The sequence below is a fragment of the Acinetobacter sp. FY683 genome (genome assembly GCF_059515885.1).
Genome location: NZ_JCAKNA010000006.1, coordinates 142,465 through 157,686, shown reverse-complemented (window position 1 = coordinate 157,686; position 15,222 = coordinate 142,465). Strand labels below are relative to the sequence as shown.

Annotated in this window: 13 protein-coding genes; 6 read left to right on the top strand and 7 right to left on the bottom strand. The window is 35.2% G+C overall.

Annotated features, from left to right (window positions below; genetic code table 11):
* Positions 1 to 80 precede the first annotated feature (80 nt).
* The 3 genes from AC5YDH_RS05300 (at position 81) to AC5YDH_RS05290 (ending at position 3,432) form a co-directional block, all read left to right on the top strand.
* Complete coding sequence (locus tag AC5YDH_RS05300; protein ID WP_496116939.1) at positions 81 to 827, top strand: IS5 family transposase; 747 nt, start codon at positions 81 to 83, stop codon at positions 825 to 827.
* Between the two features lie 23 nt (positions 828 to 850).
* Positions 851 to 3,001, top strand: a complete 2,151-nt coding sequence (yccS, locus tag AC5YDH_RS05295) for a YccS family putative transporter (protein ID WP_496117372.1) — start codon at positions 851 to 853, stop codon at positions 2,999 to 3,001.
* A 131-nt stretch (positions 3,002 to 3,132) separates the two neighbouring features.
* The gene (locus AC5YDH_RS05290; RefSeq protein ID WP_496117370.1) at positions 3,133 to 3,432 is read left to right on the top strand and encodes a DUF3817 domain-containing protein; all 300 of its coding nucleotides are present in this window, start codon (positions 3,133 to 3,135) and stop codon (positions 3,430 to 3,432) included.
* 68 nt (positions 3,433 to 3,500) lie between these two features.
* Here the strand turns inward: AC5YDH_RS05290 and craA are convergent, their stop codons facing one another.
* The 4 genes from craA to AC5YDH_RS05270 form a co-directional block, all read right to left on the bottom strand.
* Positions 3,501 to 4,730, bottom strand: coding sequence for a chloramphenicol efflux MFS transporter CraA (gene craA / locus AC5YDH_RS05285; RefSeq protein WP_496117368.1), 1,230 nt, complete (start codon positions 4,728 to 4,730; stop codon positions 3,501 to 3,503).
* Positions 4,731 to 4,969: 239 nt separating this feature from the next.
* Positions 4,970 to 7,039, bottom strand: coding sequence for a KAP family P-loop NTPase fold protein (locus AC5YDH_RS05280; protein ID WP_496117366.1), 2,070 nt, complete (start codon positions 7,037 to 7,039; stop codon positions 4,970 to 4,972).
* Positions 7,040 to 7,129: 90 nt separating this feature from the next.
* Positions 7,130 to 7,498 (bottom strand): hypothetical protein, encoded by a 369-nt coding sequence (locus tag AC5YDH_RS05275; RefSeq protein ID WP_496117379.1) that lies wholly within the window; start codon positions 7,496 to 7,498, stop codon positions 7,130 to 7,132.
* Positions 7,499 to 7,804: 306 nt separating this feature from the next.
* Complete coding sequence (locus AC5YDH_RS05270) at positions 7,805 to 9,214, bottom strand: D-2-hydroxyglutarate dehydrogenase (protein ID WP_154771810.1); 1,410 nt, start codon at positions 9,212 to 9,214, stop codon at positions 7,805 to 7,807.
* A 359-nt stretch (positions 9,215 to 9,573) separates the two neighbouring features.
* Between AC5YDH_RS05270 and serA the strand changes: the two genes are divergently transcribed.
* From serA to AC5YDH_RS05255, 3 genes are all read left to right on the top strand, one after another.
* Positions 9,574 to 10,806, top strand: coding sequence for a phosphoglycerate dehydrogenase (serA, locus tag AC5YDH_RS05265; RefSeq protein ID WP_321088919.1), 1,233 nt, complete (start codon positions 9,574 to 9,576; stop codon positions 10,804 to 10,806).
* A gap of 106 nt (positions 10,807 to 10,912) precedes the next feature.
* Entirely contained in the window at positions 10,913 to 11,791 is an 879-nt protein-coding gene (locus AC5YDH_RS05260; protein WP_496117364.1) for an EamA family transporter, read from the top strand.
* Positions 11,792 to 11,976: 185 nt separating this feature from the next.
* Positions 11,977 to 12,843, top strand: coding sequence for an EamA family transporter (locus AC5YDH_RS05255; protein ID WP_496117362.1), 867 nt, complete (start codon positions 11,977 to 11,979; stop codon positions 12,841 to 12,843).
* A 49-nt stretch (positions 12,844 to 12,892) separates the two neighbouring features.
* Here the strand turns inward: AC5YDH_RS05255 and AC5YDH_RS05250 are convergent, their stop codons facing one another.
* From AC5YDH_RS05250 to truB, 3 genes are all read right to left on the bottom strand, one after another.
* The gene (locus tag AC5YDH_RS05250; protein ID WP_248101286.1) at positions 12,893 to 13,351 is read right to left on the bottom strand and encodes a hemerythrin domain-containing protein; all 459 of its coding nucleotides are present in this window, start codon (positions 13,349 to 13,351) and stop codon (positions 12,893 to 12,895) included.
* A gap of 127 nt (positions 13,352 to 13,478) precedes the next feature.
* Positions 13,479 to 14,249: a sulfite exporter TauE/SafE family protein gene (locus AC5YDH_RS05245; protein ID WP_432612600.1), complete on the bottom strand. Its 771-nt coding sequence runs from the start codon at positions 14,247 to 14,249 to the stop codon at positions 13,479 to 13,481.
* 31 nt (positions 14,250 to 14,280) lie between these two features.
* On the bottom strand, positions 14,281 to 15,189 hold the full coding sequence (gene truB / locus AC5YDH_RS05240; protein ID WP_248101284.1) for a tRNA pseudouridine(55) synthase TruB: 909 nt from the start codon (positions 15,187 to 15,189) through the stop codon (positions 14,281 to 14,283).
* Positions 15,190 to 15,222: the final 33 nt, after the last annotated feature.

Genomic DNA, 15,222 nt, shown 5'->3' with positions numbered 1-15,222 from the left:
TAGGGTCTGTTGACATTTGCTGTGCAAAAAAAATAGCGAGAAAGTAAAATTTAATCGCCAAACCAAATCTACTCCTCGCTATGCCTCGTACAATGTTGACTGATCAACACTGGTCTAAGTTAGAAACTATTTTCCGTAATTTTCGTATTTATCTCAAACAAAATCTTCGTAATTTTATTGAAGCTATTCTTTATAGAATCCGTACAGGTTGCCCATGGCGGGATTTACCCGCCACTTTTGGAAAGCCAAACTCCATATTCAAGAAATTTTCTAGATGGTCGAAAGATAATAAGCTATTAAAAATATTTAAGTTAATTTCATCTGATGCTGACCTAGAGTGGATATTTATTGATGCTAGTCATGTGAGAGCTCATCAACATGCTACAGGAATTAAAAATCAGGCTATTTCAAAAAGTATCGGTGGAAACAGTTCTAAAATTCATTTGGCTGTTGATGCTCATGGGAACCCTGTTCAGTTTCTAATAGAGGATGGCACGACCCACGATGTAAAAGTGGCACCTAAATTAGTTGATAGCCTCTACCTAAACGAGACAGAAACTCTATGTGCAGATAAGGGTTATGACTCTGAATCCTTGAGAGAACAGATAGAAAATACGGGTACTCAAGCCAATATTCCTAAGAAATCCAATACACTATCAAATCATGATCATATGGATTGGTATTTATATAAAATCAGGCATTTAGTTGAGAATGCCTTTGCTAGATTAAAGCACTTTAGAGGCATTGCCACACGCTATGATAAGCTAAAGCAAAGCTATGAAAATTCTGTTGCCTTAGCTTGCATCTTTATTTGGTTACCATTATGAAATGTCAACAGCCCCTATAAAAAGTGAATAGTTTCAGCCTGTGGTTTCAGTCATTTAAATCTAATGCCATTTTAGTATATTGCTTACAAATTTTTATTGTCTTAACAGGTACAACTTTAGGTTTGTATTATTTAGGCGCTCAAGAACTAATTGTACCCACCACTTTAGGTGCTATAGCAACTGCCCTCACCGACTTTGATGATCGCTTAAGTATTCGCTTACGTAATTTAGTTTATGTCTGTATTTTATTTTTTGGTGTAAGTAGCATTCTTGATTTTTTGCATGAATATAAATTTTTATTCATTTTATATTTATCACTTTCTAGTGCAGGTTTAATTTTACTTGGTGCTTTAGGTCAGCGTTATGTAGCCATTTCATTTGGTACTATTTTACTTTCAATTTACACCATGTTTGGCTTAGACGAATACACCGAATGGTACTTTCAACCATTCTGCTTTGTGGCGGGTGCATTGTGGTATGGCTTTACTGCTATTTTATTTTACCTCATTAAACCAACCCTTGCTGTACAAGATAACTTAAGCCAAAACTTCGAAAAAATAGCAGATTTACTCTATGCAAAAGCTAAGCTGTTTGACCCAGATAATACCAAAAATGTCGAACAACTCTTGTATGATCTTTCACTTAAAAATAGTGAGGTTGTTCTTGCGCTCAATAAAACCAAAGCATCTTTACTTACCCGTTTAAAAGCCTCTAGAGCAAATCAAAATACCATTTACTGGCTCAATTTATATTTTCTTGCACAAGATATTCACGAACAAGCAAGTTCCAACTATTTGCATTATGAACATCTTCATCAAAACTTCAGTCGTACCGATTTAATCTATCGAATTCAAAAGAATATTCGTTTACATGCTCGTAGTTGCCAAGAATTAGCTCAAGCCATTTTAAATAATAAAAACTATGAAGCGAGCCAAGAACGAATTTTGGCATTGAGTTATTTAAGAAGCTCCATGCAGGATTGGATTAGGGAAAATCCGTACAATTTAGAAGTTAAAAATTTACAGCTTATTTTAAGTAATTTAGAAAAATTCCTAGCTCGATTTCAAAATCTAAAAGAACTACAAAAACAAAGTTCAGTACAGGTGCAGCAACATCTTAAAAACTTCGATTTATTAGATGATGATATTCACGGCGCTGAAGATTTGTGGCTAAAGTTAAAACAGCATTTAACACCTCAATCTGCATTATTTAGACACGCAGTACGCATTGCCTTTGTATTTGCAGTGGGATACTCCATTTCCTTGTTACCCTTTGCAAAAAATGGATATTGGATTTTATTAACCAGTTTATTCGTTTGCCAAATGCGTTACTTTGCCACCAAAAGCCGCTTAAAAATGCGAACTTTAGGCACGCTTTTAGGTGTACTTATTGGTATACCAATTTTATATTTCGTACCGAGTATTGAAGGTCAATTACTTCTCACTATTATTTTTGGCGTGTGTTTTTTCTATTTGAGTGCAAAAAAATATGCCATGGCAACACTTATGGCAACGCTCATGGTTTTGCTTATTTTTAATTTAAAAGGCGCAGGATATGCCATTATTTTACCGCGTATTATAGACACCCTGCTTGGCTGTTTTATTGCATGGTTTGCAGTGAGTACTATTTGGCCCGACTGGGATTTCCGCAACATTTCAACCACAATGAAAAAAAGCACCAAAGCAACTTTGGACTATTTCCATGCAGTCGTTTTGCAGTATCAATTTGGAAAAAATAATAGTTTCGATTATCGACTTGCACGGCGCTCCGCACACAATACTCAAATTGAACTTTCAAATATGATTTCAAGTTTAAGTACAGAACCCAATCCTAATCCAGAGCTCATTCACCATGCCTTTCGCTATTTGGTTTATAGCCACAGCCAACTCAGCTATATATCTGCTTTAGGAAGTCACAGAGAATATGTGAATGAACCTCATGTATTGGCGCTCATGCAATGGACACAACACACTTTAGACAATGTTCTTATTCAGCAACATACACTTTCATTGACAGACATTGAACAAAAGCTTGAGGAAATTAAACAACTCAATGCAGAAGCGCACTTATCGGAACATTTATTATTAGTACTCAAGCAAATGAGTCTATTACTAGAAACCTTGCCTGAATTATTAAAACTGCAAAATAAATTGCTCGAACTAGATATTAAGTAACAATTCCATTTTCAAATAAAAGGGAATGATATTTCCCTTGAACTATTTTTCAGTTTTGTTCGATCTATCGTTCAACTTTTCAACTTTATGCACTACACTGCCTGTTCATTCTCATTTTAAATATAGTGACCATGAATATTAAAACCTTACGATGTGTTGGTTTCTTAGAAGCTATTTCCTTCTTACTTTTACTTTTTATTGCAATGCCTGTGAAATACCTAATGGATAATCCTATTTTGGTAAAATACGTTGGCATGGGGCACGGGCTATTATTTATCGCTTTTCTTGCAGTATTGTTTATTGTGTGTGAAAAGCAAAAATGGTCTATTAAGATGTTTGTTTTAGGTTTAATTGCATCTATTTTGCCATTTGGTCCTTTTGTTTTTGATAGAAAATTGAGAAAACTAGAGCATCCAGAACGCTATTCTTAATATAAAAGCTTTAAAAAAACCTCCAAATGTGGAGGTTTTTTTTGATGTAAAAATGCAATATTGATGATTTAAAACTGACCTTTTTCAACACGTTCTTGCATGACTTTTTTCAAATGTAACCGTGGCAAAGTAAACCAAAAGGCAATAAAGGCTAAACAAATTAAGCTATATGCCCAAATATGAAAACTTTCATATAACACACGCCCAAGTTCTAAGAATATAAAGAAACTCAGCATCATTAATACAGAAACTGCTGCTGCAACTGTTCCTTTAGATACTTCAGATGACATGAGTGCAAAACGGTAAAGTACAGAGAAACTAATGCCTTCACCAAAGCTAATGAGCGTCATTCCTAAAATTAAGCTATGAATAAAGTATTCTTGCCAAATGGCACCAAGCACTAAAATAATTGCACCTGTCAGCATGAGTGGTAAGCCCATGAGTACCGTTTGTCCTAAAGCATATTTATCTATAATTTTAAGTAAAACTAAGTTACCTACAATTAAACCGCCCAATACAGGAAATTGTGCAAGTCCGTATTGCATACTGCTTAAGCCTATGTATTCCACAAGCATGACAGGTGATAGTGCAATCCATAACATAAGTGGCATGCTCACGAGTGGCAAAGCCAAGGTAAGCGCAACAAACCGCTTGTTTTTAAAGACTTGTTTAAAGTCATCTAATATATAGCTTAATGGTTTTTTTGTTCTGCTGACTTTTACATCGGGCATTTTGGCATTTAAACCAAACCAACTGATGAGTGCAATAACGGCAATGCCTATAAAGCCCCAATGCCAAGACACATGATCAATCATAAATGCGCCAAGTACAGGTCCTAATAATGGCGCAAGTAATGATACATTTGCCATAAGCGCCATGACTTTAATAGCATCGCGTTCATCGAAGGTTTCTTGAATGGCAGCATAACCTACGGCGGCAATAACAGATAAACCAAAACCTTGTAAAAAGCGCAGTGCTAAAAAGCTTTCGATATTGGTTGTAAGTAAAATAAGTAGGCATGTGAGTACAAAAAATAGTACGCCACCCAATAGGACTTTTTTTCGTCCTAAGCGGTCTGAAAGTGGTCCAAGTAGCCATGCAACAAATGCCCCACCCAATAGGTAAAATGACATGGAAGATGGTGCCCACGCGCTGCTTACGCCAAAGTCTTTGGTAATGGCAAGCATGGCTGGTTGGACTAAGTCGTTACCGATATAGACGGAAAATTCAAAAAGTACCAATGCCAACGGAAACATAAAGGTGGCACGGTTAAGTTTTACAGTTTGTATATTTTGCATTTATTTCTACGTGTGGAGACAACTTTGCCTAAACCACTTTTATTTTAGGGAAATGAAGTTTCTACCCAATGACATGCATTGAGTTTTAACTTTGAAATTTGTATGGAGTTAAGTTTGTTTAGAAGTACATCGTGTTCACGAGATGTGTTTTCTTTGGTTTTGCTGTGAGATTTTTGCTCATGCCAATACACCTAAGGATGAGTAGGTGTATTGTAGCAATTTTTCTAATAAAGAGCATTCTAACTTCCAGTTATAGGAAAATCTCTTGCTATCAAGTATTTCTCAATCGCATTTTTATTTGAGTTTTCAGTAAAATATTTTGGGCATATATTCATTATTTTTGCTGAAAGTTCCTCATAACTTAGAACATCATGAATATCCTTTAGAGTGTCTTTCTTAAATTCAATGACTTTTCTTCCATGTATAAAAGAACAAAATGCTTCTAAAAAAACACTCAAAAAATCTTCACTTTTGATAATGTCATTTAAATACCTTTCAACATTAATTTTTTTGCTTTGCTTCAACAAATATAATAGTGAAAATATTTCAAAATCATCTGAACAGTCAAAAATATTAAATTTATGATCTTTGATTCTTACTACTAAATTATCTGCTAAATAGCTACGCACATCATCACATTTTGCCTTAACAATCATATAAAATTTAACAAACAACTCATTGCTCATCTTTTCTAAAAAGTCATTCGCCTCAATGAGCTTATTTAAAAGATCATAACCCTCCATGACCTCGATCATACTTCTCAAAAATCTTTCTCTATTTTTTATTGGAAAGAAACCATCATCGTAATATTCATTATTAAATTTATTATAAGCATTAAAAAGTTGAATAATTATTTTTTCCTTATCTTTTACCAAATTTATAAATAAGAAAATTTTATTAATTACTTCATAATGCTCATATTTATCCAAGATTTCATCAAATTTTTCAATGAAATCAACATTATTTTTAGTATTAAACAATAAGTCTTTAACCAAAGTTTCGGGCAATTCCATAGGATTCAGACTATATGTAAAATATCTATCAAAATAATCTTTACTACCTATTTTTAATTTCGTTTTTAAATCTCTAGACTCAACCCCATAACCAAATCCTGTCCATAATGCATTTAACGTGGGAAATAAATCCTTGAGAAGACTTAACACTCCTTTATAATTGGCAATTTCTTGTAAACATGTGATTTCATAAAATTCATCAATTCGTCTTTTATCCCTTTCCTTTTGTTTCCTTGCATCACTAAATAAAGTAACACTCTCACTAAAGTCTTTACTTTCATCAAAAATATCAAATTTCTTATACTTTAACGCTAAATACAAATTGGGATAAAAAAACCTCATACTTTCAATTGTGATTAAATCAACAATATTAGTTTTATTATTTAATATCGGCAGAACATAGCTTAATGAGTTTTCGATATTTTTAATTTTTCTCAAGTCATCCAAATTTTGCAAAAATCCCTTATGAATTCGATTTCGAAGTTCAATCCATTGAGTATCATCAAACTCAATGCTATTTGTTTTCAAAACTCGGGCTAAACTTTTCTTCCACTCTCTTAATAATATTTTTTTATTTATTAAAGGCACTTCTATTTGTAATTGAATTATTTTTTCTAAAAATGTTGCACTCTTATCAAAAGAATAAACTTCACCTAATGCTTGCGTAACCACTTGCTTATCAAAGGCTAATATATAAGTAACATTATCAAAATCGCCTAATAATTTTATAACTTTGAATAAGTCTTGAATTTCTTTTCGTGGTAAGCGATCTATATCATCAATATAAATAACAACTTTTTTCTGCTTCTCGATAAGTAACTCTTGTACCCTTAACTTAAAATCATCCAATTCCGATGTCTTTAAAAAACTACTCAACCAAGTTGCAACGCTCTGAGATGAATTTGTCGGATCGCCAGCCATCACACTTATTAAACTACCAACTTTATCAGTATGCTTCTTAAAGAATTTTTTAACTAATTCTCCACCTGTTTCAAGATTTTTATCTAATGCCCCAGCTATACAATTAAAGAAATTCATCAAGAGTTCATTTTCCCCACTGTACCTCCATGGATTAAAAAATATAGTTATAACATCCTGATTATTTGTCTTTATCTGACTATCAATCAAATTTAAAATTGAACTTTTACCACTTCCCCAAGCCCCGATTATACCTATTGTAAAAGCCTCTTTATCTTCTCTCGAAACTATTAAATCAGCAATATTGTTTGCAAATTCCCCACGCTCTAATACATCTTCTTTAAAATCATGTATTGCTGAATCACTTACTAAAGCCATTCTAATCATCCCTAAATAAAAAAGCGTATCAACCGATACGCTTTTTTATGAGGTCTTTATATTAAATTTCAATCATTTTTTAATCAAATATTAAGAACAAAGAGCCGTTTGGAAAGCTTTCGTATTCTTACCACGTACACATTTATACGCTTCTTTCTTATCTACCTGCTTCCAAACATTATCTTGCAATTTAAAACTATAAATAGTACGAATCGCACTCACAGAGTCATCCATTAAACCTGCTTGCAATACCATTACTTGTGCCACATTTGGAGATTCCACACGGTTAAATACCTGACGAATTTCAACCATATTCAACTCATTTTTTAAATTAGGTTGAGCCTTTAAAACTTGCTCAAGTGGCGTATGTGAAGTCCCCACTTTAGACACCAAATCCTTCGTAGTCGCACAGCCAGCCAAAAGCCCCACACATGTTACCATTACGAATAACTTTTTCATCATTTTTTAATACTCAATATAAAAAAGGCATAACACCAATGATGCTATGCCTTTTACAGTTACACGATAGTTAGTCTGTAACAACTTAATCTATCTAACTTTTCAAAACATTTAAAAACTTACTTCAAAGAACACTTACATATTCATGAAATCCCCTCTCCTCTTAGGAGAGGGTTAGGGAGAGGTCTATCTATAAAACCTACACCCTCTTGCGAAATACATGCTTCACTTCATAGAAAAAAGAAACATATTTCACCATATTCAATATTCATTAAAAATCACATTTAAAAACTATAAATGTCATGATTAAAGATCAAATAATTTACCAGGGTTCATAATACCGTTCGGGTCAAAAACTTGTTTCAACGCTTTCATGTATTCAATTTCTTCTGCTGTACGTGTGTATTCTAAGTATGGCTTTTTCGTCATACCAACACCGTGTTCCGCAGAAATAGAACCATCATATTTTTTCACAGTATCAAACACATACTTATTCACGACCTGACATTTTGCAAAGAATTCGTCTTTGCTTAAATCTGCAGGTTTTAAGATGTTTAAGTGCAAGTTACCGTCACCAATATGACCGAACCAGCAAATTTCAAAATCTGGATAGTTTTCAGACACGATTGCATCAATTTCTTTAATAAACGCAGGAACGTGCGTAATTAACACAGAAATATCGTTTTTGTATGGTGTAAATGGTGAAATAGATTCTGAAATATCTTCACGTAAACGCCATAAGCTTTCTACTTGGTCTAAGCTTTGGCTCATCACACCATCAAGTACCCAACCTTCTTCCATACAATGCTCAAAAATTTCCATTGAAGCATCCATAATTGGTTCATACGGCGCTTCAAATTCTAGCAATACATAAAATGGACATTCTGTTTCAAATGGACGTTGAACATGACCATGATCAAGTACTTTTTGCATTGCAAGTTCACCAAAGAACTCAAATGCAGTTAAATCAATTTTCTTTTGGAATGCATGAAGTACAGGCATAATTGCGTCAAAATCTGGAACGCCCAATACCATCACTTGTAAATCGTGTGGTTGACGTTCAAGTTTAATTTCAGCTTCTGTTACCAAACCTAAAGTTCCTTCACCACCAATAAATAAGTGTTGAAGCGCATAACCTGTTGCGTTTTTAATCATGCCTTTGTTTAAACGAAGGATGTCGCCTTTACCCGTAACAACGGTTAAACCTAAAACCCAGTTACGTGTCATGCCGTATTTAATTACTTTAATACCGCCAGCATTTGTACCAATGTTACCGCCAATTTGCGATGAACCCGCAGATGCAAAATCTACTGGGTAGTACATGCCCTGTTCTTCTGCGTAGTTTTGAAGTTGTTCAGTCACCACACCTGCTTGAACACGAACCATACGGTCTGCTGGGAAAAATTCAAGAATTTGGTTCATTTTGTCCATGCTAACAACAATTTCACCGTTAGCAGCTACAGCACCCGCAGATAAACCAGTACGACCACCGCTTGGTGTAACCGCAACATTAAATTGGTTAGCAAGTTTTACAATTTCTTGAACTTGTTCAGTGGTGGATGGAAAAACGATAACCGATGGATTTGGATCGAAGTGCTTAGTATGGTCACGTCCCCAATTTTGGAGGCTATCCGCATCTGTTTTAATGCGGTTTTCACCAACAATTGCAGTTAATTGGGTCAATAACTCTGGGGTTAAAGCGACTGGAGCGTTCATCGTTTTCAGACCTTGCAAGAAGTAAACAAGTAGTTAGGGCTTAAGAATACTGTTTTTAAACAATATTTTTCATGTTCAAATGCACGTTTCTTAGACCACTCATGAATATAAAACCAACACTGAATATGCGTGGTAATTTCACGAGGCAGTATTATAAGCCATTTTTATTAAATCCCGCAGAAAATCGTATTTTTCGAATGTCACCTTTGAAATTACACAGTTAATTAGACCAATTTCGACAAACCTTGTCACATATTTTAGAAAAATACCTATCTTCAAAGCCATAAAGGAAATGTATATAGGCTTATTTCCTATGCTATTATATCGCCACTAAATTTGGCCTTTGTAGCGGAGCCGTAATGAGCCAACATCTTTCTTTGCCTAAAGATAAAATTCGTTTCTTGTTGTTAGAAGGCGTTCACCAAAACGCAGTCGACACTTTAAATGCTGCTGGATACACCAATATCGATTATCGTAAAACTGCGCTTGAAGGTGAAGCGCTGAAAGAAGCGATAAAAGATGCTCACTTCATTGGTATTCGTTCTCGTACTCAACTTACTGAAGAAGTATTCGAAGCTGCGAACAAGCTTATTGCTGTTGGTTGTTTCTGTATTGGTACGAACCAAGTGAACTTAGATGCAGCAATGCGTCGTGGTATTCCTGTATTTAACGCACCGTATTCAAACACTCGTTCAGTTGCTGAACTTGTTCTTGCTGAAGCGATTCTCCTTCTTCGTCGTGTACCTGAAAAATCTACAGATACACATGCAGGCGGTTGGAATAAATCTGCTGTAGGTTCGTTTGAAACACGTGGTAAGACATTAGGTATCGTTGGTTACGGCTCTATCGGCTCTCAACTTTCTGTACTTGCAGAAAGCTTGGGTATGAAAGTGATCTACTTCGACACAGTGACTAAATTACCTTTAGGTAATGCACGTCAAGTTGGTAGCCTAGATGAGCTATTGGCAAATGCTGATGTTGTATCTCTTCATGTTCCTGATGTTCCGTCTACACGTAACTTCATGACAAAAGAAAAATTTGCACAAATGAAAGAAGGTGCAATCTTCATCAATGCTGCACGTGGTACATGTGTTGTAATTGAAGACTTGGCTGATGCGCTTAAATCGGGTCATATTGCAGGTGCTGCGGTTGACGTATTCCCGAAAGAGCCAAAAGCGAACGGTGAAGAATTCATTTCTCCACTTCGTAACATTCCAAACGTAATTTTGACTCCGCACGTAGGTGGTTCTACTATCGAAGCGCAAGCAAACATTGGTTTAGAAGTTGGTGAGAAATTTGTTGCTTACTCAGATAAAGGTATGACTTTATCTGCTGTGAACTTCCCAGAAATCGCGCTTCCATTGACTGAAGGTAAACATCGTTTACTTCACATTCATAAAAACATTCCTGGCGTTCTTTCTAAAATAAACAACTTGTTTGCTGAACACGGCATCAACATCTCTGGTCAATCTTTAATGACTAAAGGTGACGTTGGTTACCTAGTAATGGACGTAGATGCTACTGCATCTCAAGAAGCACTAGATACGCTTCACGAAGTTGAAGGTACAATTCGCGTACGTGTATTGTTCTAATATTCGTTTATATTAAAAACCACAGCATTCGTGCTGTGGTTTTTTTATTGCCTTATTTTATGTTTTTCATTTTCCGCTACCTATGAAAACAAAACGAATTTAGTTCATGCCCAATTTAAAAAATGCACCACATATTCAATCTTTGTTCTTATTACTTATTGCTATGGTGAGTATGCAAAGTAGTGGTGCGCTCGCAAAATCACTTTTTACCCAATTTCCTGTTTTGACCATTTCGGCTATGCGCTTAATGCTTGGCGCACTGATTTTGGCAATTATTTTTCAGGCATGGAAAATCAATTTCAAACAAGTGAAATGGTCTGCCATTATTAGCTATGGCATTGCACTTGCAGGTATGAATGCCCTGTTCTACTTATCTATTCAAAGACTGCCTTTAGGCATTGCGGTTTCTTTTGAATTTATTGGGCCTTTAAGTGTTGCGCTTTATTATGCAAGACAAAAGTTCGATTTTATTTGGGTTGGACTTGCCATTATTGGCTTAATTTTACTTTCCCCTTTTCAGCAAGCTTCACAAAGTTTAGATTTAATTGGAATTGCATTTGCATTGGGTGCAGGTGCCTGTTGGGCACTTTATATTGTTGCAGGTCAAAAGCCTTCAGGCGTTTCAGGTAATCACACGGTTTGCTTAGGCATGTTTATTGGCATGCTGTGTTTAATGCCAATTGCACTTATTTCTGGTATGTCGAGCAACGTTTTTCAACCTTCAAATTTAATGTATTTTATTGCGCTAGCAGCACTTGCAAGTGCCTTGCCTTTTACTTTAGAAATGATTGCTCTGCGAAATTTAACAGCATTAAGCTTTGGTACTTTAATGAGTGTTGAGCCGGCTATTGCTGCATTTTCAGGATTTATTTTTTTAGGTGAGCAACTTGCTTGGAATCAATGGCTCGCTTTAGCCACCATTATTACCGCATCTATTGGTTGTACTTACACCACACAACAAGCAAAGAAAAAATCTGGAGTTTAAATTTAAAATATTTTGAATTCAAATTTTCACAGAATAAATACTAAAAAAATAACGATGTGCATTTTTTGAATTCAAAACTTTGAATTTACATTTTGGCTATATTTCCAACATCAAAATAAAAGCAGAATTGATATACTCAATCTTCGACTTTAATGCTCACACCTTTTGGGTGTAGTGATATAAAAATGCCAAAATCACAACTTCTCGCTGTTTTGTACATGGTTCTTGCCATGATTTCGTATCAAATAAGCGCTTCATTTGCCAAACAACTTTTTAGCCAAATAGACCCTCTTTCTGTGACTATTTTACGCCTATGTTTTGCAGCCATTATTGTCTGTTTGATGTTTCGTTCTTGGCAAATTTTAAAACGATTACCATTTTTAAAATGGCGAGATTTATTGTGTTATAGCGCAGCTTTATGCTTCATGAATGTCTTGTTCTATATGTCTTTAGGCAAGCTTCCGCAAGGTATTGCAGTCGGTTTAGAATTTATTGGGCCTTTAGGTTTAGCCTTACTTTCCATTAAGCAACGTAGCGATTTTATTTGGGTACTTTTCGCCATTTTAGGTGTAGCACTTATGGTGCCTTGGGGACAAGCCAATACAGATAACTTCTCTATTTTTGGTGCGCTTTGTGCTTTAGGTGCGGGCTTATGTTGGGCAGGATATATCTTTTTTGGACAAAGGGTTGCTCATCAAAATATAGGCATGCACGCCCTCACTATCGCAATCACTTTATCTACTATTAGCTTGTTGCCCATTGGTTTATATAACAATGCTGATGCACTTCTAAATACACAATATTGGGGACAAGCGCTCGCTATCGCTATTTTAGCAACAGCCATTCCATACGCTTTAGATTTAAAAGCCTTAAGACATTTAAGCCGTTTAAGCTATGGAACTTTACTTAGCCTTTCACCAGCACTTGCAGCATTAGCAGGGTTATTTTTATTGGGGGAAAAAATCGGATTCTTACAATGGATTGCACTGTCTTTCGTCATGCTTGCATCTATTGGTGTGACTTTTAAATCCAATAAAGTAAAAACAGCTTGAATAAAAAAGGGATGTATCAACATCCCTTTTACTTTTTAGGTTCATAAATTTAAGTAAGACTATCTTTGTCCGCTTTCAAATACTTTTTATATTCAGTCAAATACTTCTTTGCTAAAGTTTCCTTTTGCTTATCATCCAAAATTTTTCCTGCTTGCTGAAAAAAGCTATGTTCCTCTTCTTCTAAATGATGAAGCACAGTTTCAGACAATTTTTTCGCTATCGCCAACCAACCCGTATTACTAAAATCTATTTCAGTTAATTGCTCAAGCAATTCATCCATTTCATGATGTTCTGCAAGTGCGTGACGAGTTATATTTAATCCTGAATCGGTCATCATTAATGGAATATAAAAATAACGATCCTCTGCTACAGCATGTGCAAATAGTTCATTTTTAAATTGATCAAACAAAGCTCTTCTTTCTTCTGTATCTCCTGATGTTTGTATTAATTTTTCTGCTATGTCTCTTTGTTTATTATGACTTTCACGTAATGCTTCAAATATATTCATTATTATGACCTCTGGCTTTTAGCTATATGATCCATTCAAATTCACACAAATAAGTAAGTGAAATCTACACTCACCTATTTATGCAATAACTTTACAGAGATGTATGTTTATTTTTGTTGTTGGTTTTTTAAGCAGCAAAAAAGGTTTGATATCCCAAGCGAACAATTAATACTGAAACTAATATCAAGAATAAAATTCGAATGAAACCGCTACCATATTTTAATGCCATCTTAACACCAACCAATGAACCACAAACATTAGCAACAGCCATCATAAGACCAACACCAAAAAGTACATGACCTGTTGGAATAAAGAAGCTTAACGCAGCAAAGTTCGTCATAAAGTTAGCAATTTTAGACAGCGCCGAAGCATGTAAAAAGTCTGTTTGTAAAAAACGAATGAAGAAGAAAATGAAAAAACTGCCCGTACCTGGCCCAAAAATTCCGTCATAAAATCCAATCAGCAAGCTACCTACAGCAGCCAATATTAGAACCTTAGTGCTGAGTTCTTGGCTTACATGAACCTGACCAAATTCTTTTTTAGCAAAGGTATATATCGCAATCACAATAAGCATGACCAAGACAAATGGTCGTAATACTTCTTTTGGAATCATCGAAACACATGCAGCACCCGCAAAGGAACTAATAAATGCACATATTCCAATAACAGCCAATAGTTTCCATTTCAGTTTAACTTTGCGAACAAAACTATAAGCGGCCGATGCAGTACCACAAATTGATGCAAGTTTATTGGTACCAAAAACAGTTGCAGGACTAAGTTGAGGCATTGCCCCCATAATGGCAGGAATTTGAATTAAGCCACCACCACCAACAGCTGCATCAATTGCTCCTGCAAAAAAAGCAAAAAAAATCAAACTGAGAATAATCTCAATATCCACAAATATCTCCCTTTGCTTTTTTATTTAAACTTTATAACAAGTTTAGTACGCGTTTCGGCACTAATCTTTTCTTATCTGTAATTTCAGCTAAACCTAAACATTTATCGCCATCAAAGACCACAACCTGCTCTGCTGCTTCATGATCAATATTACTTTCCATACCACGGCTAAAATATTCAGCACGACCTTCAGGTGCCTGAATTTTTGGAAAATGATCAATAGGTGCATAAACAGGAAGTAATAATGCTTCGCGCTCCATTTCAGTCAAACTTTCTAAATATTCAATGGTATATGTTGGAATAAGTTCAAATTGCCCTGTTTGAATACGGTGCAGATAGGTCAAATGACCATATGTATTCAACGCTTGTGCAATATCTTCACCCAATACCCGAATATATGTACCTTTAGAACAAGTGATATCGAGCGTAATACTGTCGTTGGTATAAGACAGTAGTTCTATTGCAAAGATATGTATTGGACGTGCTTCGCGTTCAATTTCAATGCCTTGACGTGCCAACTCATATAAAGGACGACCATCTTTTTTTAGAGCAGAATACATAGGCGGTACTTGTTGAATATCACCAATAAATTTATCTAGCGCTTCTTTTATTTTTTCTTCAGTTAATTCAGGTACTTCTTTTTCAAGAAAAACTTCGCCTTCTACATCGCCAGTTGTTGTGCTATTGCCTAACTTAATTGTTGTTTGATAGCGTTTAGTTGAGTCTAATAAATAATGTGAAAACTTTGTTGCTTCTCCTAAGCAAATAGGAAGTAAGCCAGAAGCTAAAGGATCTAAAGCTCCTGTATGCCCTGCTTTTTGAGCACGGAACAACCAACGTACTTTTTGTAATGCACCATTAGAACTAATGCCCAAAGGCTTATTTAAAAGAAATACACCACTAATATGACGACGTTGAATTTTAGGAGAAGGCTTTTTCATATAAAAATTAGGCTATTTATAAACTGCCTCATG

What these genes read in the sequence shown, in the direction of transcription:
- AC5YDH_RS05280 (WP_496117366.1), bottom strand. Translation starts at nt 7,039, where the DNA reads ATGGCTTTAGTAAGTGATTCAGCAATACATGATTTTAAAGAAGATGTA.
- craA (WP_496117368.1), bottom strand. Translation starts at nt 4,730, where the DNA reads ATGCAAAATATACAAACTGTAAAACTTAACCGTGCCACCTTTATGTTT.
- serA (WP_321088919.1), top strand. Translation starts at nt 9,574, where the DNA reads ATGAGCCAACATCTTTCTTTGCCTAAAGATAAAATTCGTTTCTTGTTG.
- AC5YDH_RS05290 (WP_496117370.1), top strand. Translation starts at nt 3,133, where the DNA reads ATGAATATTAAAACCTTACGATGTGTTGGTTTCTTAGAAGCTATTTCC.
- AC5YDH_RS05250 (WP_248101286.1), bottom strand. Translation starts at nt 13,351, where the DNA reads ATGAATATATTTGAAGCATTACGTGAAAGTCATAATAAACAAAGAGAC.
- AC5YDH_RS05270 (WP_154771810.1), bottom strand. Translation starts at nt 9,214, where the DNA reads ATGAACGCTCCAGTCGCTTTAACCCCAGAGTTATTGACCCAATTAACT.
- AC5YDH_RS05300 (WP_496116939.1), top strand. Translation starts at nt 81, where the DNA reads ATGCCTCGTACAATGTTGACTGATCAACACTGGTCTAAGTTAGAAACT.
- truB (WP_248101284.1), bottom strand. Translation starts at nt 15,189, where the DNA reads ATGAAAAAGCCTTCTCCTAAAATTCAACGTCGTCATATTAGTGGTGTA.
- AC5YDH_RS05275 (WP_496117379.1), bottom strand. Translation starts at nt 7,498, where the DNA reads ATGAAAAAGTTATTCGTAATGGTAACATGTGTGGGGCTTTTGGCTGGC.
- AC5YDH_RS05255 (WP_496117362.1), top strand. Translation starts at nt 11,977, where the DNA reads ATGCCAAAATCACAACTTCTCGCTGTTTTGTACATGGTTCTTGCCATG.
- AC5YDH_RS05260 (WP_496117364.1), top strand. Translation starts at nt 10,913, where the DNA reads ATGCCCAATTTAAAAAATGCACCACATATTCAATCTTTGTTCTTATTA.